This window comes from Bradyrhizobium betae (genome assembly GCF_004123905.1).
Classification (GTDB): Bacteria; Pseudomonadota; Alphaproteobacteria; order Rhizobiales; family Xanthobacteraceae; genus Bradyrhizobium; species Bradyrhizobium betae_A.
On sequence record NZ_MZXW01000022.1, the window covers coordinates 301,645 to 325,839 of the forward strand.

Below are 24,195 nucleotides of genomic sequence, written 5' to 3' on the forward strand. Positions count from 1 at the left end.
CGAACGTGCCGTCTGACGCCATTTGGGCCTGGAGCATCATCGTCGCCGCGACAGCAGGCGTCATCATCCGCCCTTTCCGGCTGCCCGAGGCGATCTGGGCCGTCATCGGCGCCGCGGCACTGGTTCTGCCGGGCTTCCTGCCGTGGCAGGATGCGCTTCTCGGCATCGAGAAAGGCCTCGACGTCTATCTCTTCCTGATCGGCATGATGCTGATCGCCGAGCTCGCCCGGCTCGAGGGCCTGTTCGACTATCTCGCAGCCCTTGCGGTGGAATACGCAGGCGGCTCGCCGCAACGGCTGTTCCTGCTGATCTATCTCGTCGGCACGGTCGTCACTGTGCTGCTCTCCAACGATGCCACCGCCATCGTGCTGACGCCTGCCGTCTACGCTGCGACGCGCGCAGCCGGTGCAAAACCGCTGCCCTATCTGTTCGTCTGCGCCTTCATCGCCAATGCCGCGAGCTTCGTGCTGCCGATCTCAAATCCCGCCAATCTCGTCGTATTCGGCGCGCGCATGCCGCAACTGACCGAATGGCTGCGTCTGTTCGCCCTGCCCTCGGCCGCCTCGATCCTGCTGACCTACATCGTGCTGCGCCTGACCCAGCACCGCGCGCTGAAAGAAGAGACGATCGCTCGCAGCGTGCCGCATCCAAAACTCGGCCGCGGCGGCAAGTTGACGGCCGTCGGCATCGTTGCGATCGGCGTGGTGCTGGTCACGGCGTCGGCGCTGGACAAGCAGCTTGGCTTGCCAACATTCATCTGCGGCATGGTGACGGCCGCGATCGTACTGCTGATCAGCCGGCAATCGCCGCTGCCCGTGCTGCGTGGCGTCTCCTGGAGCGTGCTGCCGCTGGTCGGCGGTCTCTTCGTGATGGTGGAGGCGCTGATCAAAACCGGCGTGATCGGGCAGCTCAGCGCGCTCTTGCACCAGGCCGTCGCACAATCGGTCCCGCAGGCCGCCTGGAGCGTCGGCATAGCGACGGGGATCGCCACCAACATCGCCAACAATCTTCCGGTCGGTCTTGTTGCCGGCTCGGTTGCCGCCAGCGATCATCTGCCCGCACCCGTCGTCAGCGCCATCCTGATCGGCGTCGACCTTGGGCCCAATCTGTCGGTCACGGGATCGCTTGCCACCATCCTCTGGCTGGTTGCGCTTCGCCGCGAGAAGATCGAGGTCGGCGCCTGGCGGTTCCTCAAGCTCGGACTACTGGTGACCCCGCCGGCCCTGATCGCGGCATTGGCTGCCGCGATCAGGTAACCCGAGCATGATCCGGAAAAGTGTGCAGCGGTTTTCCGACAAGATCATGCTCAAATAAAAGACTAAGGCGCGATGAGATCATCGCGCCTAAGATCAATCGTTCTCGTAGCCGTAGACTTCCGGCAGGATGAAGATTGCGGCGAGCAACCCGATCAGCGGGAAGATCGCGACCATCAGCGTGGCATTCGCCTGGCCGATCGCAGCGAACACCGTCGGGAACAGGAAGATCGCCAGGAACGACGGCAGCTTCACGAACATGTAGGCGAAGCCGCTGGCGGTGCCGCGATATTTGGGCTTGGCGACCATGGTCGGGATCGTCATGCAGTTCGAGGCGTCCCAATAATGGCCCCACAACATCGCGGCGGCCGCGAACGGCAGCAGGATCTTGTTGTCGGTGTAGAGCGCGAAGGCCGCGACCAGCAGCGAGGCCAGCACGATCGAGAAGCCCGCGATCGAGATGCCGCGGTGGCCGATCTTTGGCGTCAGCAGCGGACCGACCCAGCCCGACACGGCGGCGAAGGAGAATAGCGCCATCGTCACCAGATTGATGCCGAGCACGCTCGACACGCCGACCATGACAAAGAGTACCGGCAGATAGAACGCGAAGGTCGAGAACTCGCTGGCTTGCACGAAGCAGGCGATCCAGCCGTAGATCGTCGCACGCCAGCGGATCGGATCCTTCCTGAGATCGGCGAGGAATGCGCGGGTCGAGACCTTCGGCACTTCAACGTCATGGTCCGGCAGCATCGCGAGATCGTCGTTGAACATCTCACGCGCGACCTGCTTGGCCTCGCGGTAGCGGCCCTTCTGCACCAGCCACACCGCCGTCTCCGGCACGTCGTGGCGCATGATCAGGATGATCAGCGCCGGCAACGCGCCGAGGCCGAGCGTCACGCGCCACAGCATCTCGTGCTGGATGTCGAGCAGCAGGAAGATGACGATGACGCCGATGGTGAGGACCTCGCCGACCGCGAACATGAACTGCCAGCGGTTGCCCATGACCTCGCGCTCACCCTTGGCCATGGATTCCATGATGTAGGTGTAGCCGGTCGAGATGTCCGAGCCGAGCGGAATGCCGAGCAGGAAGCGGATCACGATGAGCCAGGTGATATTGGGCACGAAGGCCTGCGCCAGCGCCAGCACGATGAACATCACCATCGTCACCAGGAACATGACGCGGCGGCCGATCTTGTCGGAGAGCCAGCCGCCGAGCAGAGCACCGATCAGGGCGCCGCCTTGCGTGCCCGCTGCGGCGAGACCCAGCATCAGCGGATCGGGATTGTACTGCTCCTTGATGAAGATCAGCACGAAGGCGATCGAATAGAGATCCCAGGCCTCGACCAGGATCGAGGCCATCATCAGCCAGCCGACCTTGTTGCCCTTGGGACTGTAGTTGGTGATGAGGTAGCGGACCGCCGCTTCGCTCGCGGTCGGTTGTGGCATGGCCATCGTTGACATCTTTGGTCCTCTCTTCAAAACTCTTTACGTGCCGAGCAGCGGCTCGATGCTGCAATCGAGCAGACGCGGGTCGATGCCCGCCTCCATACCCGTGAACATCTGGTCCATGTAGTCGATCAGGGCATCGCTCGCCTTCACGGCGTCCTCGACATGGCGGCCGGCGACCGCGCTGAGAATGGCGAGATGGCGATCGATGGTGCCTGACAGGTCGGTCTGTCCTGGCATGAAGCGGTGGTGGATGTAGCCGATGCGGCGGTACAGCGTGTGCAGCGGCCGCAGCGTATGCACCAGGAACGGCTCACCCGCCGCTTCCAGCACCAGCGCGTCGATGCGGCGATCGATGCTGTTGAATTCGTCGAGGGTCAGGTTGGCGCGACGCTCGCGCAGGAGGCGCTCGATGTGCAGCGCCTGATTGCGGTGCGAGAGACTGGCGCGATCGGCCGCAAGCCGGACGACAAAGCGCTCCATGTCGCGGCGCAAGGCCAGCAGCATGCGCTCGCGCGCGAGATCGATCGGCGCGATGTGCAGGCCGTGGCGCGGGCGGATGATGATAAGCGTATCGGCGGACAGACGATTGATGGCGTGATGCACCGGCGTGCGGCCGAAACCGGTGATCTGCTGCAGCTCCAGCATCGTCATGAATTGTCCGGGCTTGAGCTCGCAATGAACAAGGAGCTCTTCGATCTTCAGATAGGCCAGCTCGAAGAAGTTGAGCCGGTTGCGCCGCGAGGGCTTGCCCCCGCCGTCGTCGTCGTTTCTCACCACCTCGAGCGCGCGCTTGCGGCGTGCCATGTCGTTCTCTCCCGTCAGCCCCGCGCTCGCGTTGTTCAGTGGCGCCTTAGTTGTGGCACCCTTAAAACATGTTGTGATATATTACAAGCAGGCGTAAGACTCCGGCGCGATCTGCAACATGCTGCAGTGCGAAATGAGACGACGGCGCGAGGCGCCTGTGACGGGAGGACAATGGCCGTGAAGATCACGTCGATCGAGACACTGCGTACCGAGGAATTTTCCAACGTCATCTGGGTGCGCGTCCACACCGACACGGGCATGATCGGTCTCGGCGAAACCTTCTATGGCGCCGGCGCGGTCGAAGCGCAGATCCACGACACCTTTGCCGGCCGTCTGCTCGGCCGCAATCCCCTGCACATCGAAGCCATCCATCGCGACATGCTCAACCTGCCGATGGCGCAGTCCTCGACCGGTGTCGAATATCGCGCGGCGTCCGCGATCGACATCGCGCTGTGGGATCTGTTCGGCAAGGTCTGCAATCAGCCGGTGCACCAGATGCTCGGCGGCCTCTGCCGCGACAAGCAGCGTATCTACAACACCTGCGCCGGCACGCAATATGTTCGCTCCACCAATATCAGCCCGGTCGCGAACTGGAATCTTGGTGCCAATAAGGGTCCCTACGAGGATCTCGACGGCTTCATGAACCACGCCGATGCGCTCGCCGAAAGCCTGCTGGAAAGCGGCATCTCCGCGATGAAGATCTGGCCGTTCGATCCGGCGGCGCAGGAGAACAAGGGTCTCTACATCACCGCAGCGCAGATGAAGCAGGCGATCGAGCCGTTCGAGAAAATTCGTAAAGCCGTCGGCGACAAGATGGAGATCATGGTTGAGCTCCATTCGCTCTGGAATCTGCCGACCGCCAAACAGATCGCGCGGGCGCTCGAGCCCTACAAGCCGACCTGGTACGAAGACCCGATCCGGATGAACTCGCCGCAGGCACTGGCCGAATATGCGCGCTCGACCGATGTCTGGGTTTGCGCCAGCGAGACGCTGGGCTCGCGCTTCCCCTACAAGGACATGCTCGACCGCGACGCCATGCATGTGGTAATGGCGGACCTGTGCTGGACCGGCGGTCTCACCGAGGGCCGCAAGATCGCGGCGATGGCCGAGACCTATCACCGTCCCTTTGCACCGCACGATTGCATCGGCCCGATCGGCTTCATCGCGGCCATCCACATGTCGTTCAGCCAGCCCAATACGCTGATCCAGGAATCGGTGCGCGCCTTCTACAAGGGCTGGTACAATGAGCTCGTCACCACCATGCCCACGATCAAGGACGGTTATGTCTATCCGATGGAAGGACCCGGCCTCGGCGTCGACCTCCTGCCCGCTGTATTCGACCGCAGCGATCTCACCGTGCGCCGCTCCAACGTTTGAGGATCTTTTGAGATGAGCACCGCCCTGTTCGACCTGTCCGGCCGCACTGCACTCGTGACCGGCTCCTCTCGCGGGCTCGGCCGCGCCATCGCCGAAGGCATGGCGAAGGCCGGCGCCAAGATCATCATCAACGGCGTCGATCCCAAGCGTGTCGAGCAGGCTGTCGCCGAGTTTCGCGCGGCGGGTCTCCAGGCTGAAGGCGCCGCCTTCAACGTCACGGACGAGCCTGCGATCGTCGCCGCCTTCGAGCGCTTCGACCGCGAAGGGCTCGCGGTCGACATTCTCGTCAACAATGCCGGCATCCAGCACCGCAAGCCGCTGGTCGAGTTCACCACCGACGAATGGCGCAAGGTGATCGAGACTGACCTCACCAGCGCCTTCGTGATCGGCCGCGAGGCCGGCAAGCGCATGATCCCGCGCAAGCACGGCAAGATCATCAATATCGGCTCGCTCGGCAGTGAGCTCGCGCGTCCGACGATTGCGCCCTATACCGCGGCCAAGGGCGGCATCAAGAACCTGACGCGCTCGATGGCGGTAGAATGGGCCCAGCACGGCATCCAGGCCAACGCGATCGGCCCCGGCTACATGCTGACCGACATGAATGAGGCGCTGGTCAACAACACCGACTTCAACAATTGGCTGATGGGCCGCATCCCCTCAAAGCGCTGGGGCAGGCCGGACGAGCTGGTGGGCGCCGCGATCTTCCTGGCGTCGGACGCCTCCACCTATGTCAACGGCCAGATCATCTATGTCGATGGCGGCATGATCTCCGCGATGTGATCGCCAAAGTCTGAGGAGCAAGCCATGCGCGCCGTCGTCATTCACGCCCCGAAAGATTTGCGGATCGACAGCTATCCCGATCCTGCGCCCGGCCCGGGCGAGGTCCGCGTCAAGATCGCCAATGGCGGCATCTGCGGCTCGGACTTGCACTACTATCATCACGGCGGCTTCGGCGTCGTCCGCATCCAGCAGCCGATGGCGCTGGGGCATGAGATCGCCGGCGTGGTCGCAGCGGTCGGTGATGGCGTCAGCAATGTGAGGCCGGGTACGCGCGTTGCGGTCAATCCGAGCAAGCCGTGCGGCCAGTGTCTGCATTGCCAGGAAGGCATGCGCAACCAGTGCCTCGACATGCGCTTCCTCGGCAGCGCGATGCGCTTTCCCCATGTGCAGGGCGGCTTTCGCGAGTTCCTCACCGTCGACGCCACGCAGGCCGTGCCGATCTCGGACAAGCTGTCGCTGGCAGAAGCCGCAGTCGCCGAACCGCTCGCAGTGTGCCTGCATGCCGGCAAGCAGGCCGGCCCCCTGCTCGGCAAGCGCGTGCTGATCACCGGCTGCGGCCCGATCGGCGCGCTGATGATCCTTGTCTCGCGCTTTGGCGGCGCATCCGAGATCGTGGTGACCGATGTCGCCGACGCCCCGCTCGCGGTCGCGAAAAAGCTCGGCGCCACGCATGCCATCAATGTCGCGACCGATGCCACCGCGCTCGATCCCTGGCGCGTTGGCAAGGGTGTGTTCGACACGCTATTCGAAGCCTCCGGCAATCAGGCGGCGCTCCGCACCGCGCTCGACGTGCTCCGTCCCGGCGCGACGCTGGTGCAGCTCGGCCTCGGCGGCGAGATGACCCTGCCGATCAACGCCATCGTCGCCAAGGAATTGCAGCTGCGCGGCACCTTCCGCTTCGATCCCGAATTCGAGCTGGCAGTGCGGCTGATGGGTGAAGGCCTGATCGACGTGAGACCGCTGATCACGGCGACGATGCCGTTCGAGAATGCGGTCGCCGCCTTCGAGCTTGCCACCGACCGCTCGCAGTCGATGAAGGTGCAGCTGACGTTCTAAAACTATTGGCTCTCGATCAGCCGGTCGCTGACCAGCCGCACAGCGCCTCGTTTCCAGGAATAGTCCGCGCCCAGGCGCAGGCCGCTGTCGCCGCGCGCCAGCCGCGCCGGTCCTGGCGTCGCGAACCTGGAAGCCGAGCGTGTACTCGGTGCGGCTGACCCGCCGCACCACGCCGATCAGTGATTGATCGGCGCCGAGCTTTTGCGCAATCGCGGCCTCGCAGCCATTGCAGTCGCGCAACGCACGCGCCTTCGCCGCCTCGCCGCCGACCTCGACGATGCGATAGCGGCCGGATTGGCCGAGCGCCTCGCGCACGCTGCCGGTGACTTCGGCGAGGTATGACGCATCGGACGAGGAAGCCTCCACCGAGGCAGCGGTCGTGTCCTCCAGCTCGAAGTCGAATACCGCCAACGCGATCGGCGCGGGCGTTGCGAGTGCCGCCATGATCTCGCGAGACACAAAAATCTCGGCGCGCTCCCATGATTCATCATTGTCGCCGCGGAAGGTGTAGAGCTTGTCCATCACGAGCTTCTTGGCGCCGACGTCGATCACGGCGACCTTGGCCCATTGCACCAGCGTGCTGGTCTTCTGAATCCCGCCGATGACCTTGAACGCCGCGCCGTCCTGGGCCGACGGCGCCAGCCGGTAACGAGCATCCGCGCCGATATCCCGCCTGAGCGCGGCCATGAACGCCTGAAGCCGCCGCTCGTGAGCCGCGGTCTGGTTGGCCGGCTCGGCCGAGGTATCGGTATAGCTGAAATCGTCCATGGCCACGCCGATAGCCGCCTCGGCGCCAGCCGGCGAAGCGGCCACCGGGAGGACACTGAGGAGAAAGGCAGAAAGGATCGACCTGAAACGACGCATGCGGGCCTCGCGCGATGGAGCAGCGCCGCAATCTGGACGGCCGCTTCAGACCTTGCAGCAGCGCCAGTCCCGACCAAAGCCGGGAAAATTTCACGACGTTGCACTGCGGTAAGCGTGGCGCTTTCCGCCGCTCGCGTTCTGCCGTTTAATGCGGCGGCGACAATTCCGTTCGCGCCAGGTGTCCGCCGATGTGGAACCGCCCGAGGTTCGATCTCAAGGTCCGTCTGACGTTGCGCGTGGCCGCGATATCGGCCGCCTGCTTCGCCGCGATCTCCGCCTATTTCCTCATTACGGCCGACCGCGCGGCCCACACGCGCATCGACGATATCGCCGCCATCGTCGCGAAGACGCTGGAGCTGCAACAGGGCAAGATCCAGTGGGTAGCGAGCCCCCGCTCGGATTTTCCCAACCTCGACCCCGTCTCGACTTACGTGATGACGCCCGGCCTGTGCCTGGCATTCCGTGGCACCAGCGGCGACATCCTCCAGCGCTTCTGCAGCGGCGCCCCCATACCGGCGAGCCCGCCGCCACAGGTCTTCACAGCCTTCTATCACGGCCTGTTCGACCCCGGCCGCGAGGCGGTACGGCCCGTGATTGTGCGTGGCATGAGGCTCGGCGAGGTTGTCGTCTCCGTCGATCCCGCCGTGCAGACGGCCGACGCCTGGCACGAAGCCGGCCGCCTGATGCTTGCGCTTGCGATCGCACTGCCGCTGTTGTGTGTGCTGGTTTATGCCGCGCTGGCGCGGGCGCTGCACCCTACCCGCATGATCCGCACCGGTCTCGAGCAGATTGCCGCTGGCGATCTCAGCGCGCGGCTGCCGCCGTTCGACCTCGCCGAATTGTCAGCGATCCGCGACGTCTTCAACCACCTCGCCGAGAGCCTCGATACCGCGCTTGCCGAGCGTGCCGAGTTGACGCGAAAGCTGATCGCGCTCCAGGACGAGGAGCGGCGGCATCTCGCGCGCGAGCTGCATGACGAATTCGGCCAGTCGCTGGCCGCGATCCGCGCGCTCGCCGCCTCCGCTCGCCAGACCGCCGCGCAGGACTGCCCGTCTTTGCTCGGCGAATGCGACGGCATCGCCCGAACCGCGACCGGCATGATGGAGACGCTGCGCGGCACGCTGTTCCGGCTGCGCCCGCCCGACGTCGAGGAGCTCGGGCTCGTCGCCAGCCTCGAAGGTCTCGTCGCCGGCTGGAACGGGCGCAGCCGCGGCGAGACGCGGTTTTCGATCCGCTTCGACGGCGCATTCGAGAGCCTGCCGGCGACAATCAGCGCCAGCCTCTACCGTATCGTGCAGGAGGCGCTCACCAACGCCGCCAAACATGCCGGCGCCACCAAGGTGAGCCTGGCGTTGGCGATGTCGCCTTCCGAGATCGCCCTTGCGATTGACGATGACGGACGGTCGCACGATCCGGCCACGAAATCCGGGATGGGCCTGCTCGGCATGCGCGAGCGCGTCGCGGCCCTGCGCGGCCGGCTCAGCTTCGAGGCCAGCCCAAATAGCGGCTCCGCACTGCGCGTCGTCATTCCACTCCCGGCCGCTGATCAGCCGGTGCTGGAGCGGGCGGCATGAGCGCGACCATTCTGCTGGTCGACGACCATTCCGTCGTCCGCGAGGGTTATCGCTCGGTGCTCGAGAAGCAGCCGGGCCTGCGCGTCATCGCCGAAGCCGGCGACGGCGCCGAGGCCTACCGCCTGTTCAAATCCGAGGCGCCCGACCTCGTCATCATGGATCTGAGCATGCCCGGCATCGGCGGCATCGAGGCCGTCAGGCGGATCAGGCAATGGGACAAGGCCGCAAAAATCCTCGTCTTCACCATGCACGAGAATGCCGGCTTCGCCGTGCAGGCGATCCGCGCCGGCGCGCGGGGTTACGTCACCAAGACCAGCCCGCCGGAGACGCTGGTGCGCGCCGTGATGGACGTGCTCGCCGGCAAGATCGCCATCAGCCCCGACATCGACCACGAGCTCGCGCTCAGCCGTCTTGCCGGCGAGAGCTCGGCCGCCGACGTGCTCACGCCGCGCGAGTTCGAGGTGCTGCGGCTGCTGCTCGCGGAGAACACGACGGAGGAGATCGCCGAGACGCTCCACGTCAGCCCGAAGACGGTGGCGAACCTGCATTCGCTGATCAAGGACAAGCTCGGCGTCGGCTCCGACATCGAGCTGGTCCGGCTGGCGCTGCGCCAGGGAATTTTGACGGACGCCGATCTCGGCGAAGCCTGATCGCTGCCAGCCCCATGGCTCGAGCTTCGCACCATCCGGCGTGGCCGCAGATCACTCGCGCGCGACCACCGAATCCAGCCAGGCGCAGTTCAGCGGCGGCACGCGCGGATCGGCGACGCGCACGCCGCGGGCGGCCGCGTCCAGCCGCATGTCACGCAGGCGCTTGCGCTGTTCGTCCGGCATATAAAGCCGCTCGTGGCCCCACAACGACGGGCCATCAAAGGTCTCGTGCGGCTGCCAGGTCTCGGGATCGATGATGCGCCCGCCCCAGCCATATTCGATGAAGAATCCGGACGGCGTGTTGACGTAGAATGAGGTCATATGGTCGTTGGTATGCCGGCCCAGTGTGTAGACGACGCGACCATCCTCGAGCTGCGCGAGATCATAGCCCTGCCCGACATCGTCGAGCGTACCGAGTTCGACCATGAAATGATGCAACGCCTTGCGCCCCGAGCCAACCATCGCAAAGGAGTGGTGGCGGCCGTTGACGTGAAAGAAGTAGAGCCCGTAAGGCTTCAGCCCGAAATCGGAGACGTGGAAGCCAAGCACGTCGCGATAGAACGGCACCAGCGGCTCGACATCGTCCACATTGAGCACGATATGCCCCATGCCAAGCGCGCCGGTACGGAAGCCCGAGATCGGCCTCCCCGGCCTGAATGGCTCGGTCGCAAGCTCGGGCTCGCAAAAGGCTTCCAGCCGGTTACCGGCGGGATCAGCGAAAATGATCAGCTCGGCAACATGCCGTTCATCGGCCAGCGCACGCGAGCCGCGCCCGACCTTGACGCCATGGCCTTCGAGCCGTCCGGCCAACTGGTCGAGCTCGGTGGTCGAAGGAACCTCCCAGCCCATCACCGCGAGACCCGCATCGCTGCTGCCGTCCACAATCAGGCGCTGCTTGCGATCATCCATGCGGAAGGCGCGCATCTTGCCGCCGCGATCGACCTGCTGCATGCCGAGCAGCCCGGTCGCCATCCGGCCCCACTGATCGAGCTCCGATGAATTGATCCCGATATAGCCGAGCGCGGTGATTTCCATCGACATCCTCCCGAGAGCATCGCTCTCGCCGCAGTGCGGCGAACTTGATACCGGCCGCGCGCGATCCTACGGTGGCGTCCCGCGATCGCTTCGCGTTCGCAATGACGATAATCGCGAGGCAGTCGGCCGCAAGGGAGGAAATACGAAGTGTCCAAGGAGCGGACGCGGAACGGGCAGCCGCGGCAATCGGAGGGCGTCCGTGCCTTCAAGCGCGGGCTGGACGTGCTGCAGGAGGTGAACCGCTCCGGCGGCATCCGCGCCGGCGACGTCGCCCGCGCGCTCGATTTGCCCCGCCCGACGGTCTATCGCCTGCTCGAGACGCTCGAGGAACTCGGCTATGTCGCGCGCAGCGCCAGCGACGATCGTTTTCGCGTGACCCGGCTCGCGCTGAGCCTCGGTGACGGTTACGATCCCGGCGTGGTGATCTGCCAGGCGGCGGCGCCTTTCCTCGCCGAGCTCAGCAAGACCCTGGTCTGGCCGGTCGATCTCTCCACTTACGAGAACGCCGCCATGGTGGTGCAGGAGACCACCCATTCGCGCAGCCCGCTCTCGATCGACCGCGGCATGATCGGCAAGCGCCTGCCGATGCTGCGGACGTCGGCGGGCCGTGCCTATCTCGCCGCCTGCCCCGCGCGCGAGCGCGACCTGATCGTCAATCATCTGCGCCGCATCGACGAGGCTGACGATCGTCCCTTCCTCACAGAAGGCCGCCTCGACCGGATGATCGCCGAAACACAGGCGCGCGGCTATGCGATCCGCAGCGAGGGCGAATACAATCCGAAGACGGCATCGATTGCCGTGCCCATCGTCCGCAACGGCGCCGTGTTCGGCTGCATCTCCATCATCTGGATCAAATCGGCGCTTTCACTCGACGAAGCCGTCGCCGGGTTCGTGACCCCGTTGCGCGAAACGGCGGCCACCATTCCGGTCGAGGCCTAAAGCATGATCCGGAAAAGTGCGAAGCGGTTTTCCCTCGCGACAAACGCGGAACGCGTTTGCGCGGAGATCATGCTCAAACAATAACCTAAAGCGCGATGATGATTCATCCCAATCTCATCGCGCTTTAGGGCGCCCTGGAGCCGGCGCGCCGTTGTGGGTTCATCGCCTGTGAAGACGCATCAAAGACGACACGGCATTGCGGGCTGAGCTGATCTCGCTGAGCGGCCATGCAATTCCTGATCTGGGCGCGGTCGGGAACGTAGGCGGCGCAAAGCCGAAGCGCGTCTCCCATGCAGGCTTGGCGCTGGTCGGCCTCGCTCGGCCCGGACTGGGCAAGGGCCGGGGTGATCGTTGCGGTCAGCAAAGCAAGAACAAGACGAATTTGCATGGGGACTTTCACTCTCAGGTTGGATGTTTGGCGAGGCCGGCGATGTCGTCCAGCGTCACGATGGAAGATGCAGAAACGTCGCGATGGTCGTCTCGATCAGCAGATCGCGAGAGGTTTCCGGGTCGATCTCGGGCGCAATCCGATTGAGCAGCATCGGAAAAGCAGGCGGCTGGTTCAGCGCGGCGTTGAGAAGAGCGAAGAACAACGCCGGATGTCGGCTGCGGATGATGCCGGCTTCAATGCCGGCGGAAAAAAGCTCACGCACCGTCGCGTAGGCAGGGCGCAGAAGTCGATCCAACACCAGGACGGCCCGCTCCGGCGCTTCCGTGGCATGCCGGACAACGAATTCCCTGACATCCGGATGCGCTGCATAGAATGCGGCAATCTCCGAGATGACGCCGCAAAGCCGATCTCCCAGTGGGCGCGTGGAATCGCAAGCGATCTGATGGACAGCGGCCATCGCGGGAACTCCGATCGCCACGACCCGATCCAGGCAAGCCTCCCAGAGCGCGGCCTTGCTGCCGAAGTGAACACGAACCAGGTTGGCGCTGACATTGGCGGCCGCAGCAACGCTGCGCAGATCCGCGCCGTCGAAACCGTGGCAGGCAAATGCGTGAGCGGCCGCCGCCAGGAGCGCCTGGCGGCCATCCGGCATATCCTTGCTACGCCGCCCTCGCGGGCGGGACGGCACAACGCTCTTCTTCCTGGCCTTCGCCATCACCACCTGCGTATATGTTCAGTTGTACATATATTCGCCGCCCGCCTTTGGCAAGAGCGAATTTCGCGCAGCTTGTCCGGCTGACATGTCAGGGAGCCGTGTCCGCTGGACGGACACTCGGCGCGGCGGCGTTGAAGTCGTCACCCGCGAGGGGGCAAAGATCGCCCCATGCAAAATAACTCTGCAGCTTCCGAATTCGATGTCGTGATCGTCGGCCGCGGCCCGGTCGGCGCCACGCTCGCCAACCTGCTCGGCCTGTGCGGCGTGCGGACGCTGGTGCTGGAGCGCGAGGCGCGAACCTATCATTTGCCGCGCGCGGTGCATTTCGACGACGAATGCATGCGGGTGTTCCAGACCATCGGCCTCGCCGACGCGATCGTGCCGCAAACCATCCTCAGTCCCGGCATGCTCTTCCTCGATGCGAACGGCAAAATGCTGCTGGACTGGTCGCGGCCGCAGACGCTGACGCCGATGGGCTGGAATCTCAGTTACCGCTTCCATCAGCCCGATCTGGAGGATGTGCTGATTTCCGGCCTCGCGCGCTGGCCGCACGTCACCTTGCGCAGCCGCTGCGACGTGTTCGCACTGGACCAGGACGAGACCGGCGTGCGTGCCCGCTACGAGGACCTGTCCAACGGCAAGCTGACCGAGGTTCGCGCCGCCTATGTGATCGGCTGCGACGGCGCCCGCTCGCTGGTGCGCCGCTTCATCGGCTCCGGCATGGACGATCTCGGCTTCCACGAACGCTGGCTGGTGATCGACGTGCTGCTCAAGCGCGAGCGCGACGACCTCGGCGATTACAGCATTCAGCATTGCGATCCGAGGCGGCCCGCGACTTACGTCCGCGGCGCCGGCACGCGGCGCCGCTGGGAGATCACGGTTCTTCCGGACGAGGATTCACAGGACGTGGCGCAGCCGGCAAAGGTCTGGGAACTGCTGTCGCGCTGGATCACGCCCGAGGATGCCGAACTCGAGCGCGCGGCGGTCTATACCTTTCATTCCGTGATCGCGCAGCAATGGCGCAACGGCCGGCTGCTGCTCGCGGGTGATTCCGCACACCAGACCCCACCCTTCCTCGGCCAGGGCATGTGCGCCGGTATCCGCGATGCCGCCAACCTCGCCTGGAAGCTGGCCGCGATCGTCCGCGGCGACGCCGCGCCTGATCTGCTCGACACCTACCAGAGCGAGCGTCAGCCGCATGTGCGCGAGTTCATCGCGCTCGCCATTCGCCTTGGCGGTGTCATCAACACCAAGGCGATCGAAGCCGGCCTTGCCGCGGGCGAAGCGCGCGAGAATGCGCCGGTCAAGCTGGAGGTGAAGAAGCCCCTGCTCGGCCCCGGCCTTGCGCTCGGCGACCTGCCTCTAGCCGGTCATCTCGCGCCGCAGTTCATGCTGAATGACGGCAGCCGCGGCGACGACCGGATCGGCTACAGCCACGTCCTCCTTGTCGCGAGCGCGGCCACGCTGCCGACGCGGCTGGCTCATTCACAGGCAGGGATCAAAATCCTGACCAGCGACGACGCCGAGGGTATCGGACCATGGCTGCGCGAGCACGGCATCACGGCCGCGCTCGTTCGTCCCGACCGCTACGTCCGCGGCGCCGCCCGCAACGATGCCGAACTCGACCGGCTCATCGCCGCCATCTCGCCTCCATCCCATGTGCCGTCCGCGGCCTGACCGAACACACCTCAAGGACATCGTATGAAGCTGCTCTCTTTCATCGCCAACGGCCGCGCCTCCTTCGGGGCCGTCAAGGACAATGGCGTCGTCGATCTCGGCACGCGCATGGCGCCCTGCACCACGCTGCGGCAAATGCTCGAAGCGGATCGCATGGCCGAAGCGGCAAAGCTGGTCGCGTCCGCGGCGTCCGATCATTCGCTCGACGAGATCAGCTTTGCGCCCGTCATCCCAGATCCCGGCAAGATCATCTGCGTCGGCCTCAACTATCGCGACCACGTCGCCGAGACCGGACGTACCGTCACAGAGAAGCCGGCCTTGTTCGTCCGCTTCCCATGTAGCCAGGTCGGCCATCTCCAGCCGATCGTGAAGCCCAAAGTCAGCGACGATTTCGATTACGAAGGCGAGCTTGCACTCGTCATCGGCAAGGAAGGCCGGCACATCCCCGCAAGCCGAGCGCTCGACCACATCGCCGGCTATTCCTGCTACAACGAAGGCAGCATCCGCGACTGGCAGCGCCACACCAGCCAGTTCCTCTCCGGCAAGTCCTTTGCGGAGAGCGGCAGCTTTGGCCCGTGGCTGGTGACGACGGACGAGATTCCCGACCCGTCGAAGCTGACCTTGCAGACGCGGCTGAACGGCACCGTCGTGCAGAACACGACGACGGATCTCCTGATCACCGCAATCCCCGCGCTGATCGCCTACATCTCGACGATCTGCCCACTCGTCCCCGGCGACGTCATCGTCACGGGCACGCCGGGCGGCGTCGGCGCCAAGCGTACACCACCCCTCTGGATGCGCCCCGGCGACACCGTCGAGGTCGAAATCTCCGGCATCGGAACCTTGCGCAACAAGGTCATCACCGAACCGGCCTGATCACCAGCGCCAATCAATCAACGATAAAATCGGGAAACGCCATGGCCACAATCCGCACGACATCCACCGCCATCCTGCTGATCACACTGGCGCTCGCGGGCACCGCGCGCGCCGAGATCAAGGGCAATGCCATCCGCATCGGCGTCCTCACCGACATGAACGGCATTTTCGCAACTGCGATGGGGCCCGGCTCGGTCGAGGCGGCACGGATGGCGGCGGAGGAGTTCGGCGGCAAGATCAACGGCAAGCCGATCGAAATCTTGCAGGCCGATCACCAGAACAAGCCGGACCTTGCGGCCTCGCTCGCGCGAAAGTGGTTCACCGATGGCGTGCAGGCGATCGCGGATGGCGGCAGTTCCGGTGCTGCGCTTGCGGTGCAGGAACTGGTGCGCGGCAACGGAAAAATCTTCCTGGTCTCTGGCGCCGGCGCCAACCAGCTCACCGACGAAGCCTGCGCGCCGACCAGCGTGCAGTGGACCCAGGACGCGTATTCGACCGCGACCGCGGTGGTCTCCGGCATCATGCAGACCAGCAAGGAGCCATGGTTCTTCATCACCGGCGACTACGCCTTCGGCCATTCGATCGAGGCGACCGCGCGCGCCCGCATCGCCGAGCTCGGCGGCAAGATCGCCGGCAGCGTCAAGGCACAGCTCGGCACGCCCGACTACTCATCGTTCCTGCTCCAGGCGCAGTCCTCGGGCGCAAGGATCCTCGCGATCAATGTCGCCGGCGACAATGCCACCGTGATCAAGCAGGCGGAGGAATTCGGTCTTGCCGACCAGGGCATGAAGATCGTGCCGATGTCGTTCCAGAACGTCGATATCGAAGCTGTCGGTCTCAAGGCGACACGCGGCGATCTCATCGTCACCTCGTTCTTCGAGGACGTCTCACCGGCTGCCCGAAAGTTCTCCGATGCGTTCTACGCGCGCCGTAAGGCCATGCCGTCGCAGATCCAGGCCGGCGTCTATTCCGCCGTGCGTCACTATCTGCAAGCGGTGAAGGACACCGATTCGGACGACAGCGCTGCCGTGATGGCGAAGATGAAGGCGACGCCGGTCTCGGATGCCTACACGCCCAATGGCCGCATCCGCGAGGACCAGCGCATGGTGCACGACCTCTATCTGGTGCAGGTCAAGACGCCCGAGGAATCCAGGGGACCCTGGGACTTCGTCAAGCTGGTCGCGACCATCCCGCCCGACCAGGCTTTCCGACCACTCGACCGCAGCAAGTGCGGTCTGGTCGGCAAATAACCGCTCAGGCGAGATACCGCGTGAGATAGCCTTCCATGGCATAGAGCGCGCAGAGCGCCAGGCTCGACCACACCGCGGCGCTGAAATACAGGAACATCCAGGTCAGCTCGCCCTTCCAATGGGCGATGTCGTGGGTCACCACCCAGCGCGTCGAGACGTCGTGCAGGCCTTCGAGGAAGCCCAGGAACCTGCCGCCCTCTTCATGCCCTGCCCGCCAGCGGCTGAGATACATCGGCACGTCGACGGTGACGAGGAAGGCGAGGAAGCAGGCGATGCCGACGATACCGGCAATCAGCGCCCAGCGCACCGGCCCCTGGAATTCCGGCATCAGGCGGCACAGTGCGATGCCGGCGAGGAAGAAGGTCACCGCCCACAGCGAGTTCTCGATGGCGTTGAAGAGGAAGTTGGTCGTCACCACCGCGTACCAGGAGAAGCACTCCGCGATGATGATGATGGGCACGATCACGAGCGCGATGTTCACCGCGGTCTCGGCGCCCGTCATGTGACCAAGCTGATGCAAAATGATCGCCCATTGCGCGACGAAGCACAGCTCGGCCACGGTCGCGACGGTACGGCCCACGAACACGCTGGAGAGCCAGGTGTCGAACAGGCAGATGCGCTGCACGTCGGCGCGCGGCAGGAACGAGCGGAAGGCGCAGCCGAACACATAGCCGGCGCAGAGCAGGAACATCAGCCCGATGTCCGAGCCGCCGCCGACGTTGCCGGCAGGCGAAGCGTAGAACTCGCGGTACAGCATGAACCAGACGAGAATGTTGGCAGCGCTGACGAGCGTCAGGGACCCCCACCACCACGCGAGGGGATTTGACCGTGCCTGCCACTGCAACATGAATCGCTCCGCCGTAGTCAACATGACATCCAACGGTAGTAATTCTGTCATAAATCAGCACCACGACGCGACAAAAATCTGCGTGACGGCACTGTCATAATTCGCCTGCGCGCTGTCATAATCGCGAAGGCGCCTGCGTTTCCATGCGTATTCCGGGGACGCCGCTTCGAGGGCGCCCCCGACTCGCGCGTCGCACTTATTTCTTCATCCCACCGACATACGCCGCCAGCTTGTCCAGCGTCTGGTAGCCGTATTCAACGGCGCCGAAGCCGATCATGCCGTCGCGCTGCGCGGTGCTGGAGGCCAGTTGCCGCATCATCAGAACCGTCTTGCCGTTGCTCTGCTCGGCAAAGGTGACGGTGAAGCGGAACATGCCGGGATCCTCGTCCTGGTCGACGCCGTGGTCCATCTCCATCAGCGAGGGCCGCTCGATGCGGCGGAAGCGCATGCGGTTCGGATAGACCGTGCCGTCGGGCCCGATCATGTTGAAGCGCCAGACGCCGCCGACCCGCACGTCGATCTCAAAAGTCTCGAGCTTGAAGCCTTTCGGCCCGAACCATTGCGGCAGATGTTTTGGATCGGACCACGCCTCGAACACCAGATCGCACGGCGCGTCGATCACGCGCGACATCACGATCTCGCGGTCGAGGGACCATTGCGACAGAGCGGGATTGGCAGCATTCGTCATCGTCAGGAACCTTTCCGTTTGGTTGTCTTGTCGGTTTTCTTGTCGGTGTTCCGGGACGGCCGCTTGACGGCCGCCCTCTCCTGTTTGAGCTTCATCACGTAAGCTTCGAACCGGTCGAGCCGCGCCTCCCAGATCGCGCGCTGCTGCTGGAACCAGTCTTCCGCGCCGACCAGCGTGTCCGGGCTGAGGCGGCAGGTACGCACGCGGCCGGATTTCTCCGACTGAACGAGCCCGCTCGTCTCCAGCACGTGGATATGTTTCATGAAGCTCGGCAGCGCCATGTCGAAGGGGTCGGCGAGTTCCCCGACCGAGGCCTCGCCCGCGCAAAGCCGCATCACGATCGCCCGCCGCGTCGGATCGGAAAGGGCCGCGAAGATCTGATCGAGATGGGATAATTGGTTAGCCATGAAGCTAACTATAGGGCCGCGCGCCGCCGGCGTCAACAATTGTTAGCTGATTGGCTAAGTTAATTTGTGGCGTCGTCACCCGCGATGCGGAACCCACAACGCGCAATCGTGAATTGGGACATCGCGCCCTCCCCGCTAAAAGAGAAACGGGGGCGCACAAGCATGATTCATCAGAGCACGTGTCGCCTGTTGTCACCTCATCCCCGATCACCCGGCGAACCTTCGCCCGGGTTGCGCTCGTTCCGCTTGCGATCGCGCTTGCACCACGGCGCGCGTCCGCGGATTCCGACATGATCGCGCAGATGCGCGACATCGTCGCCGCCGAGCTCGCGCCGACCATGACACCGGACCAGCCGGGCGGCCTCGCCGCCGCGCTCTATGCCGGCCGCCATGTCGAGTTCTTCAATTACGGCTTTGCCGAGGACACCACGCGACGTCCCATCACACCGGATACGCTGTTCAACCTCGGCTCGCTGCGCAAGCCGTTCGAGGCGACGCTGGTGGCGTTGGGCACGCTCCGCGGCGAGCTGCGGCTCGACGATCCCCTGCCGAAATATTTGCCCGAGCTCACAGGCGACTATATCCGCCACGTCACCGTCGGCGAGCTTGCCACCCACACGTCGGGACTGTTGCTGCCGACCGACCATCCGCCCTGGCCGAACGAGCAGTTTTCGCGCGCGCGGTTCATCGAGATGCTCAACGCCTGGAAGCCCGACGCCGGCGAGACGCCCGGCAAGCAGCGCGTCTACAGCCATGCCGGCTACGTGCTGCTCCAGCTCGTGCTTGAGCGCTGCTACCGCACGCCGATCGCGACGCAGTTCGAACAGCGTATCCTTGCGCCGCTCGGCATGACCGCGACTTCGTTGCCTGAACGCGGCGAGGACAACCGCGCCGTCATGTCCGCGGCCTGGATGCAGCGCGTGGTCCAGGGCTATTCGGACCAGGGCGCGGCGATCGGCCCGATCGGCAACCAGCAGAGTTATTTTGACGTCCCCGGCACCGGCCAGATGTTCTCCTCGGCGCGGGACCTTTCGACCTTCGTTGCGGCCTCAGTCGATGGCCACCCGGTCGATCCGCATCTGCGCGAGGCGCTGCGGATGACGCAGCACGAGGCCTTCCGCGTCGACGAGAAGTTCGGACAGGGCATGGCGTGGGAGACGGTGCATCTTCCGGACACGACCGTCGTCGACAAGCCGGGCGGCCTCAACAATGCCTCGGGCTATATCGGCCTCGTGCCGGCGCGTCGGATCGGCATCGTGCTGCTGGCCAATCGCGGCGAATACCCGCATGAGATCGCCCGCTACAAGATCCTGCCCGCGCTGGCAAGGCTCGTGGCCGCGCGCTGAGCCGTTCCCCGAAAACAGAAAGCCCCGGCCAGGCCGGGGCTTTCCACGCCAGATCAGGAACGGGATGAAGTTCAGTACCTTATGAACCTCAGTACCTGGCGACGACCGGTCCGCCGAACTTGTAGTTCACGCCGACGCGCACGATGTTCGACTTGAGGTCGACCGAGTGGGTGTAGACGTTGCTCGGAGACGGCGCGGTACCCGCGAAAGTCACGAGATTGGTGCTGGTTGCCGTGCTGCGACCGAGATCGACATAGAGATATTCGGCCTTGAGCGACCAGCCGCCGCCGAAGGCGTATTCGGTGCCCACACCTGCGGTCCAGCCCACGCGCGTGTCGCGGATTGCGGCCGACTCGGTCGCCGCCGAGAACGTATCGGTGAAGTTGAAATTGCCCTTCACCTCCGCGATCGCCGCGCCGCCCGTGGCGTAAAGCAGCCAGGTCGGAGCCGCGAGGAAGCCGATGCGGCCGCGGATGGTCGCGAGCCAGTCGGCCGAGACCTGTGACGACACCGTAAAGGCGGTCGGGGCGCAGCAGGGATAGACCGCCGAACCGCTCGCGCTTCCCTTGAAACCGAAATAGTTGATGTCGCCTTCGAGACCGAGCACGGCGTGGTTGACCTGCCAGTTGTAGCCGGCGGTAAAGCCGCCGGTCACGCTGGAGCTGTTGGCGCCCTGGGCGCCGACCGTGCCGATAGCGGGAACACTGCTCGTGGCAAAATAACCCGCCGGCGTCCAGACGGTCGAGGTGTTCAGATCAGCGCTGCCCCACTGCCCGCCGACATTGCCGCCGACATAAAAGCCCGTCCAATTGTAGGCCGGTGCCATCACCGGCGCCTTGGTGTACTGCGCCGCGAGGTCGGCTGCATGCACCGATGCGCTGCCCAAAACAACCGAGGCAACCGCCAACAAAAACTTCTTCATTCCAATCTCCTGGCCCCACGCGATCGAAACTCGCGTCTCGAATGCACCGGATGGGAGTATCCGGGCACGGGCTAGGCATAGGCGGCGCGCCTCTCAGCGTCTTTGTCTGCGGCGCAGTTCGTAGGGACTGTGACGCAATGCGCGCCTCGCATCGTGCGACGGAGGACAAGTGTGGCTCGAGGGCCACGTGTCACCTGTCGCGAGCGACGCGCAACGCTCACCGGTGTCGCGTCAAGACAAAGTAGCACCGAAGCGATTTGATTCTGCCTTCATCAGACCGAGCGCGTCAGCCCACCGTCGACACGGATGTTCTGGCCGGTGATATAGGCGGCACCGTCGGATGCCAGGAACGAGACCGTCGCCGCGATCTCCTCGACCTTGCCGTAACGCTTCATCGGCACGCTGTCGCGGCGCGCGTCCAGCTGCGGCAGGCTGTCGATCCAGCCCGGCAGCACGTTATTCATGCGGATATTGTCGGCGGCATGCGTGTCGGTGAAGATCTTCGTGAAGGCGGCAAGGCCCGCGCGGAACACCGCGGAGGTCGGGAACATCGCGCTCGGCTCGAACGCCCAGGCGGTCGAGATGTTGATGATGGCGCCGGCCTTCTGGGCCTGCATCACCGGCGTCACCAGCCGGGTCGAACGGATCACGTTGAGCAGATAGGTATCGAGGCCGGTATGCCACTGCTCGTCGGTAATCTCCGTGATCGCCGCGCGGGGCCCATGGCCGGCGCTGTTGACGAGCACGTCGATGCGCCCCCACTTGGCAAGCGCGCCGTCGACGAGGCGCTTCAAATCGTCGTTCGACTTGTTGGAGCCGGTGACGCCAAGGCCGCCGAGCTCGGCCGCCAGCGCCTCGCCCTTTCCGGAGGACGACAGGATCGCGACGCGAAAGCCGTCCGTGGCGAGCCGCCGGGCGGCGCCCGCCCCCATACCACTGCCGCCGGCGGTGACGAGTGCGACCTTCTCTGCTGCCATGACGATCATCCCTGTGTTGAGGCGAGCCCAAGGTTTAGTCTGTTATGGCCCGGCCTATCATGAGGGCTTCTACAGCCAGACCCGCCGGCTGGTCCACCATCGAAGGCATCCGTCATGAGCGATTTGCAGATCCACAATTTGCGCCCCGAGGAGATCTCCGTCGCCGTCGACTGGGCCGCGGCCGAGGGCTGGAATCCGGGCCTGTCGGACGCCGCCTGTTTCGCGATCCCCGATGCGCGCGGCTTCTTCGTCGGCGAGATCGATGGCGAGCCGGTCGCAACCGTCTCCTGCGTCAATTACGATGATCGCTTCGCCTTCCTCGGCTTCTACATCGTGCGCGAAGGTTTTCGCGGCGCGGGCCACGGCCTGCGGATCTGGAACGCGGCGATCGCGCATGCGCGCCCACGCGTGATCGGCCTCGACGGTGTCGTGGCGCAGCAGGACAATTACAAGAAGTCGGGCTTCCGGCTGGCCTACGCCAATATCCGCTATGGTGGCACCGTCGCCGCGCCGCCGGCGCCGGCCGATGTCGTGGCGCTCGACAAAGTCCCGTTCGCGCTTGTGGAAGCCGACGACGCCACGGTCTTCCCGGCTCGACGCAGCGCTTTCCTGCGTGCCTGGATCGAGACTCAAGGCCATCTCGGCCGCGCGCTGTTGCGTGACGGGAAGCTCGCCGCATGGGGCGTGATCCGGCCGTGCCGGAACGGCTACAAGATCGGCCCGCTCGTCGCCGACGATCGCGCTGCGGCGGCGAAGGTCGTGCAGGCCTTGCTGGCAAGCTCAGGTGGTGGCGACATCTTCCTCGATGTCCCCGCGGTCAATCGCGAAGCGATCGCGCTCGTGGAAGATCTCGCCCTCAAGCCGGTGTTCGAGACGGCGCGGATGTACACAGGCGCAATCCCGCCGCTGCGGATCGACCGCGTCTTCGGCGTGACCAGTTTTGAACTTGGCTAGCGCTGCTCAGTAGCAGCGCATGATGTTGACGGTATGCTCGCCACCGCCGCGGCCGGGCACCGTCACCTGCTCCGTCGGGCAGCTCGACACATAGGGCCGGTCAGACGGCACCACGTTCGGCGGGAAGCGATGCGTCCAGTCCCAGGGAACGTCATAGGTGTAGGTGTAACGCACGTCGTTGGAGACGGGCTGTCCGATATCGACGAAGGGCTGGTTGTCGTTTCCCCCGCCGTAGTAGAACCCGCCGCCGCCCGGCCAATAGACCCACGGCGTGTTGCGGCCGCGGAACCGGGCGCCAGGTGCGATCGGCGGACGCGCCACCGGGCCGGAAGGCGCTGCGGCAGCTATGCCATGCGGCGCGGCGCCGCCGGGCCTGGCAAAACTTTCGCTGGGAGCAAGGAGCAGCGCGGCCGCGCTGAGCGAGGCGACGAGCGCCCCATGTGATCTGGACATCATGATACGCACCAACTCGTTCGGCTTTTCGCGGCTCCCCACTGCATGCTAGGCCCGCCTGTCGCCCACCCGCAAACGTATAATTAATTGTTGGTTAAGGCATGAGATTAACGGGGAACAAAGTGCGACATGACGCCCGGAATTCCCGGATGATTTCAGGCACTTCGTTCCACGGAACGGCACTTCATAACCTGTTGATCGGAGTTGATCGGGCGAGGCCAAAGGCGCCCGGAACGCTCCCCCATTGCATCCGTTGGCCCCGACACGAAGCAAGGAGCATCATCAATGCAGAACAAGTCGAAACTCCTCTGCCTGATCACGGCATCACTCATCGCGGGCACCACGGCCGCCTCGGCGCAGGGTTACGGCTGGAACGATCAACGCGTCGGCTGGGATCGCACCGCCCCTGCTTATGAGCCGGTGCAGCCGCGCGCGTATTATCCGGACGCCGGGCCGTACGGCGCGCTCAACGGCACCAACCATCCGACGCCGAGCTCGTCGCAAGGCGACGTCGGCCCTGGCGGCAACAACAACGGCACGCTGACCGGCAGATATCGCAGCTGGTAGGGTTCGCTTGCGCCGAGGCCCATCGTCCTTCGCGGACGGTGGGCCTTGGTGCGTCAGCGGCCCTGCTGCTTGCGCAGCCAGTCGAGCATGTCCTGCGCATTTCCGGTGCCCTGCGACACGATGGCGGTGTTGCCGCCGCTGCGCCGGTACACCGTGGTACGCCCGGGCTCTTTCTCGATCCTGACCTCGGCCTGCGCGGGATCGCCGCTCTGGGTGATCGCCGCCGTCCCGTTCTCGTCCTGGACCACCGTGGTGTGGCCATCGCCGGCCCCGGCGGGCGCCATCGCAACCACGCCGATGAATCCTATTCCGGATGCGAGTAGGAGCAATCTCATGTCACACCT

Annotated in this window: 25 protein-coding genes and 1 pseudogene; 13 read left to right on the plus strand and 13 right to left on the minus strand. The window is 64.9% G+C overall.

What is annotated here, in order from left to right; all coding sequences use genetic code 11:
* Window positions 1-5 precede the first annotated feature (5 nt).
* Window positions 6-1,256, plus strand: a complete 1,251-nt coding sequence (locus B5V03_RS21110; RefSeq protein WP_129272312.1) for an arsenic transporter — start codon at window positions 6-8, stop codon at window positions 1,254-1,256.
* Between the two features lie 93 nt (window positions 1,257-1,349).
* On the opposite strand, the gene B5V03_RS21115 is transcribed toward B5V03_RS21110, so the two are convergent.
* The gene (locus B5V03_RS21115; RefSeq protein WP_129272313.1) at window positions 1,350-2,714 is read right to left on the minus strand and encodes an MFS transporter; all 1,365 of its coding nucleotides are present in this window, start codon (window positions 2,712-2,714) and stop codon (window positions 1,350-1,352) included.
* A gap of 24 nt (window positions 2,715-2,738) precedes the next feature.
* A complete protein-coding gene (locus tag B5V03_RS21120) occupies window positions 2,739-3,506 on the minus strand; it encodes a GntR family transcriptional regulator (RefSeq protein ID WP_129272314.1) in 768 nt (255 codons plus the stop codon).
* Between the two features lie 177 nt (window positions 3,507-3,683).
* Here B5V03_RS21120 and B5V03_RS21125 point away from each other — a divergent pair, with 177 nt between their 5' ends.
* From B5V03_RS21125 to B5V03_RS21135, 3 genes are read left to right on the plus strand one after another with little or no spacing between them, the layout of a single operon-like run.
* A complete protein-coding gene (locus B5V03_RS21125; RefSeq protein WP_164988167.1) occupies window positions 3,684-4,883 on the plus strand; it encodes a mandelate racemase/muconate lactonizing enzyme family protein in 1,200 nt (399 codons plus the stop codon).
* A 12-nt stretch (window positions 4,884-4,895) separates the two neighbouring features.
* Window positions 4,896-5,663 (plus strand): SDR family oxidoreductase, encoded by a 768-nt coding sequence (locus B5V03_RS21130; RefSeq protein ID WP_129272316.1) that lies wholly within the window; start codon window positions 4,896-4,898, stop codon window positions 5,661-5,663.
* Window positions 5,664-5,687: 24 nt separating this feature from the next.
* On the plus strand, window positions 5,688-6,719 hold the full coding sequence (locus B5V03_RS21135) for an L-idonate 5-dehydrogenase (protein WP_129272317.1): 1,032 nt from the start codon (window positions 5,688-5,690) through the stop codon (window positions 6,717-6,719).
* Between the two features lie 2 nt (window positions 6,720-6,721).
* On the opposite strand, the pseudogene B5V03_RS21140 reads toward B5V03_RS21135, so the two are convergent.
* Window positions 6,722-7,583 (minus strand): annotated as a pseudogene (locus B5V03_RS21140) (DUF2380 domain-containing protein).
* 188 nt (window positions 7,584-7,771) lie between these two features.
* Here B5V03_RS21140 and B5V03_RS21145 point away from each other — a divergent pair.
* Complete coding sequence (locus tag B5V03_RS21145; RefSeq protein ID WP_129272318.1) at window positions 7,772-9,157, plus strand: sensor histidine kinase; 1,386 nt, start codon at window positions 7,772-7,774, stop codon at window positions 9,155-9,157.
* Entirely contained in the window at window positions 9,154-9,807 is a 654-nt protein-coding gene (locus B5V03_RS21150; RefSeq protein WP_129272319.1) for a response regulator, read from the plus strand. The genes B5V03_RS21145 and B5V03_RS21150 overlap by 4 nt, the downstream gene beginning before the upstream one ends.
* A gap of 51 nt (window positions 9,808-9,858) precedes the next feature.
* Here the strand turns inward: B5V03_RS21150 and B5V03_RS21155 are convergent, their stop codons facing one another.
* Entirely contained in the window at window positions 9,859-10,842 is a 984-nt protein-coding gene (locus B5V03_RS21155) for a VOC family protein (protein ID WP_164988168.1), read from the minus strand.
* Window positions 10,843-10,989: 147 nt separating this feature from the next.
* Between B5V03_RS21155 and B5V03_RS21160 the strand changes: the two genes are divergently transcribed.
* A complete protein-coding gene (locus B5V03_RS21160) occupies window positions 10,990-11,781 on the plus strand; it encodes a DNA-binding transcriptional regulator (protein ID WP_129272320.1) in 792 nt (263 codons plus the stop codon).
* 124 nt (window positions 11,782-11,905) lie between these two features.
* Here B5V03_RS21160 and B5V03_RS21165 read toward each other — a convergent pair whose 3' ends face one another.
* The gene (locus B5V03_RS21165) at window positions 11,906-12,169 is read right to left on the minus strand and encodes a hypothetical protein (protein ID WP_129272321.1); all 264 of its coding nucleotides are present in this window, start codon (window positions 12,167-12,169) and stop codon (window positions 11,906-11,908) included.
* A gap of 55 nt (window positions 12,170-12,224) precedes the next feature.
* Window positions 12,225-12,887 carry a TetR/AcrR family transcriptional regulator gene (locus B5V03_RS21170; protein WP_206736169.1) on the minus strand — a complete coding sequence of 221 codons (663 nt, stop codon included), beginning with the start codon at window positions 12,885-12,887 and terminating at the stop codon, window positions 12,225-12,227.
* Between the two features lie 168 nt (window positions 12,888-13,055).
* On the opposite strand from B5V03_RS21170, the gene B5V03_RS21175 reads away from it, so the two are divergent.
* The 3 genes from B5V03_RS21175 to B5V03_RS21185 are packed head-to-tail and all read left to right on the plus strand — an operon-like array spanning window position 13,056 to window position 16,690.
* Window positions 13,056-14,564, plus strand: a complete 1,509-nt coding sequence (locus B5V03_RS21175; RefSeq protein WP_129272322.1) for a bifunctional 3-(3-hydroxy-phenyl)propionate/3-hydroxycinnamic acid hydroxylase — start codon at window positions 13,056-13,058, stop codon at window positions 14,562-14,564.
* A gap of 24 nt (window positions 14,565-14,588) precedes the next feature.
* Window positions 14,589-15,440, plus strand: coding sequence for a fumarylacetoacetate hydrolase family protein (locus tag B5V03_RS21180; protein WP_129272323.1), 852 nt, complete (start codon window positions 14,589-14,591; stop codon window positions 15,438-15,440).
* 41 nt (window positions 15,441-15,481) lie between these two features.
* A complete protein-coding gene (locus tag B5V03_RS21185; RefSeq protein WP_129272324.1) occupies window positions 15,482-16,690 on the plus strand; it encodes an ABC transporter substrate-binding protein in 1,209 nt (402 codons plus the stop codon).
* Window positions 16,691-16,694: 4 nt separating this feature from the next.
* Here the strand turns inward: B5V03_RS21185 and B5V03_RS21190 are convergent, their stop codons facing one another.
* The 3 genes from B5V03_RS21190 to B5V03_RS21200 all read right to left on the minus strand — a co-directional run bounded on the left by B5V03_RS21190 (window position 16,695) and on the right by B5V03_RS21200 (window position 18,671).
* Window positions 16,695-17,537 carry a hypothetical protein gene (locus B5V03_RS21190; RefSeq protein ID WP_129272325.1) on the minus strand — a complete coding sequence of 281 codons (843 nt, stop codon included), beginning with the start codon at window positions 17,535-17,537 and terminating at the stop codon, window positions 16,695-16,697.
* A 196-nt stretch (window positions 17,538-17,733) separates the two neighbouring features.
* Window positions 17,734-18,225 carry an SRPBCC family protein gene (locus tag B5V03_RS21195; RefSeq protein ID WP_129272326.1) on the minus strand — a complete coding sequence of 164 codons (492 nt, stop codon included), beginning with the start codon at window positions 18,223-18,225 and terminating at the stop codon, window positions 17,734-17,736.
* Between the two features lie 2 nt (window positions 18,226-18,227).
* Window positions 18,228-18,671 carry an ArsR/SmtB family transcription factor gene (locus B5V03_RS21200; RefSeq protein WP_349643397.1) on the minus strand — a complete coding sequence of 148 codons (444 nt, stop codon included), beginning with the start codon at window positions 18,669-18,671 and terminating at the stop codon, window positions 18,228-18,230.
* 251 nt (window positions 18,672-18,922) lie between these two features.
* Between B5V03_RS21200 and B5V03_RS21205 the strand changes: the two genes are divergently transcribed.
* Window positions 18,923-19,978: a serine hydrolase gene (locus tag B5V03_RS21205; protein WP_164988169.1), complete on the plus strand. Its 1,056-nt coding sequence runs from the start codon at window positions 18,923-18,925 to the stop codon at window positions 19,976-19,978.
* Between the two features lie 88 nt (window positions 19,979-20,066).
* On the opposite strand, the gene B5V03_RS21210 is transcribed toward B5V03_RS21205, so the two are convergent.
* Entirely contained in the window at window positions 20,067-20,900 is an 834-nt protein-coding gene (locus tag B5V03_RS21210; RefSeq protein WP_129272328.1) for an outer membrane protein, read from the minus strand.
* 272 nt (window positions 20,901-21,172) lie between these two features.
* Window positions 21,173-21,877 carry an SDR family oxidoreductase gene (locus B5V03_RS21215; RefSeq protein ID WP_129272329.1) on the minus strand — a complete coding sequence of 235 codons (705 nt, stop codon included), beginning with the start codon at window positions 21,875-21,877 and terminating at the stop codon, window positions 21,173-21,175.
* A gap of 114 nt (window positions 21,878-21,991) precedes the next feature.
* Here B5V03_RS21215 and B5V03_RS21220 point away from each other — a divergent pair, with 114 nt between their 5' ends.
* Entirely contained in the window at window positions 21,992-22,831 is an 840-nt protein-coding gene (locus tag B5V03_RS21220) for a GNAT family N-acetyltransferase (RefSeq protein WP_129272330.1), read from the plus strand.
* A 6-nt stretch (window positions 22,832-22,837) separates the two neighbouring features.
* Here the strand turns inward: B5V03_RS21220 and B5V03_RS21225 are convergent, their stop codons facing one another.
* On the minus strand, window positions 22,838-23,287 hold the full coding sequence (locus tag B5V03_RS21225) for a hypothetical protein (RefSeq protein ID WP_164988170.1): 450 nt from the start codon (window positions 23,285-23,287) through the stop codon (window positions 22,838-22,840).
* Between the two features lie 282 nt (window positions 23,288-23,569).
* Here B5V03_RS21225 and B5V03_RS21230 point away from each other — a divergent pair, with 282 nt between their 5' ends.
* Complete coding sequence (locus B5V03_RS21230) at window positions 23,570-23,851, plus strand: hypothetical protein (protein ID WP_129272332.1); 282 nt, start codon at window positions 23,570-23,572, stop codon at window positions 23,849-23,851.
* 53 nt (window positions 23,852-23,904) lie between these two features.
* Here the strand turns inward: B5V03_RS21230 and B5V03_RS21235 are convergent, their stop codons facing one another.
* Window positions 23,905-24,186: a hypothetical protein gene (locus B5V03_RS21235; RefSeq protein ID WP_129272333.1), complete on the minus strand. Its 282-nt coding sequence runs from the start codon at window positions 24,184-24,186 to the stop codon at window positions 23,905-23,907.
* Window positions 24,187-24,195 lie beyond the last annotated feature (9 nt).

Excerpts from the sequence above, each read along its gene's own strand:
- B5V03_RS21115 (WP_129272313.1), bottom strand. The coding sequence starts at position 2,714 with ATGTCAACGATGGCCATGCCACAACCGACCGCGAGCGAAGCGGCGGTC.
- B5V03_RS21120 (WP_129272314.1), bottom strand. The coding sequence starts at position 3,506 with ATGGCACGCCGCAAGCGCGCGCTCGAGGTGGTGAGAAACGACGACGAC.
- B5V03_RS21130 (WP_129272316.1), top strand. The coding sequence starts at position 4,896 with ATGAGCACCGCCCTGTTCGACCTGTCCGGCCGCACTGCACTCGTGACC.
- B5V03_RS21135 (WP_129272317.1), top strand. The coding sequence starts at position 5,688 with ATGCGCGCCGTCGTCATTCACGCCCCGAAAGATTTGCGGATCGACAGC.
- B5V03_RS21145 (WP_129272318.1), top strand. The coding sequence starts at position 7,772 with ATGTGGAACCGCCCGAGGTTCGATCTCAAGGTCCGTCTGACGTTGCGC.
- B5V03_RS21150 (WP_129272319.1), top strand. The coding sequence starts at position 9,154 with ATGAGCGCGACCATTCTGCTGGTCGACGACCATTCCGTCGTCCGCGAG.
- B5V03_RS21155 (WP_164988168.1), bottom strand. The coding sequence starts at position 10,842 with ATGGAAATCACCGCGCTCGGCTATATCGGGATCAATTCATCGGAGCTC.
- B5V03_RS21165 (WP_129272321.1), bottom strand. The coding sequence starts at position 12,169 with ATGCAAATTCGTCTTGTTCTTGCTTTGCTGACCGCAACGATCACCCCG.
- B5V03_RS21170 (WP_206736169.1), bottom strand. The coding sequence starts at position 12,887 with ATGGCGAAGGCCAGGAAGAAGAGCGTTGTGCCGTCCCGCCCGCGAGGG.
- B5V03_RS21175 (WP_129272322.1), top strand. The coding sequence starts at position 13,056 with ATGCAAAATAACTCTGCAGCTTCCGAATTCGATGTCGTGATCGTCGGC.
- B5V03_RS21180 (WP_129272323.1), top strand. The coding sequence starts at position 14,589 with ATGAAGCTGCTCTCTTTCATCGCCAACGGCCGCGCCTCCTTCGGGGCC.
- B5V03_RS21185 (WP_129272324.1), top strand. The coding sequence starts at position 15,482 with ATGGCCACAATCCGCACGACATCCACCGCCATCCTGCTGATCACACTG.
- B5V03_RS21190 (WP_129272325.1), bottom strand. The coding sequence starts at position 17,537 with ATGTTGCAGTGGCAGGCACGGTCAAATCCCCTCGCGTGGTGGTGGGGG.
- B5V03_RS21195 (WP_129272326.1), bottom strand. The coding sequence starts at position 18,225 with ATGACGAATGCTGCCAATCCCGCTCTGTCGCAATGGTCCCTCGACCGC.
- B5V03_RS21205 (WP_164988169.1), top strand. The coding sequence starts at position 18,923 with ATGATCGCGCAGATGCGCGACATCGTCGCCGCCGAGCTCGCGCCGACC.
- B5V03_RS21210 (WP_129272328.1), bottom strand. The coding sequence starts at position 20,900 with ATGAAGAAGTTTTTGTTGGCGGTTGCCTCGGTTGTTTTGGGCAGCGCA.
- B5V03_RS21215 (WP_129272329.1), bottom strand. The coding sequence starts at position 21,877 with ATGGCAGCAGAGAAGGTCGCACTCGTCACCGCCGGCGGCAGTGGTATG.
- B5V03_RS21220 (WP_129272330.1), top strand. The coding sequence starts at position 21,992 with ATGAGCGATTTGCAGATCCACAATTTGCGCCCCGAGGAGATCTCCGTC.
- B5V03_RS21225 (WP_164988170.1), bottom strand. The coding sequence starts at position 23,287 with ATGATGTCCAGATCACATGGGGCGCTCGTCGCCTCGCTCAGCGCGGCC.
- B5V03_RS21230 (WP_129272332.1), top strand. The coding sequence starts at position 23,570 with ATGCAGAACAAGTCGAAACTCCTCTGCCTGATCACGGCATCACTCATC.
- B5V03_RS21235 (WP_129272333.1), bottom strand. The coding sequence starts at position 24,186 with ATGAGATTGCTCCTACTCGCATCCGGAATAGGATTCATCGGCGTGGTT.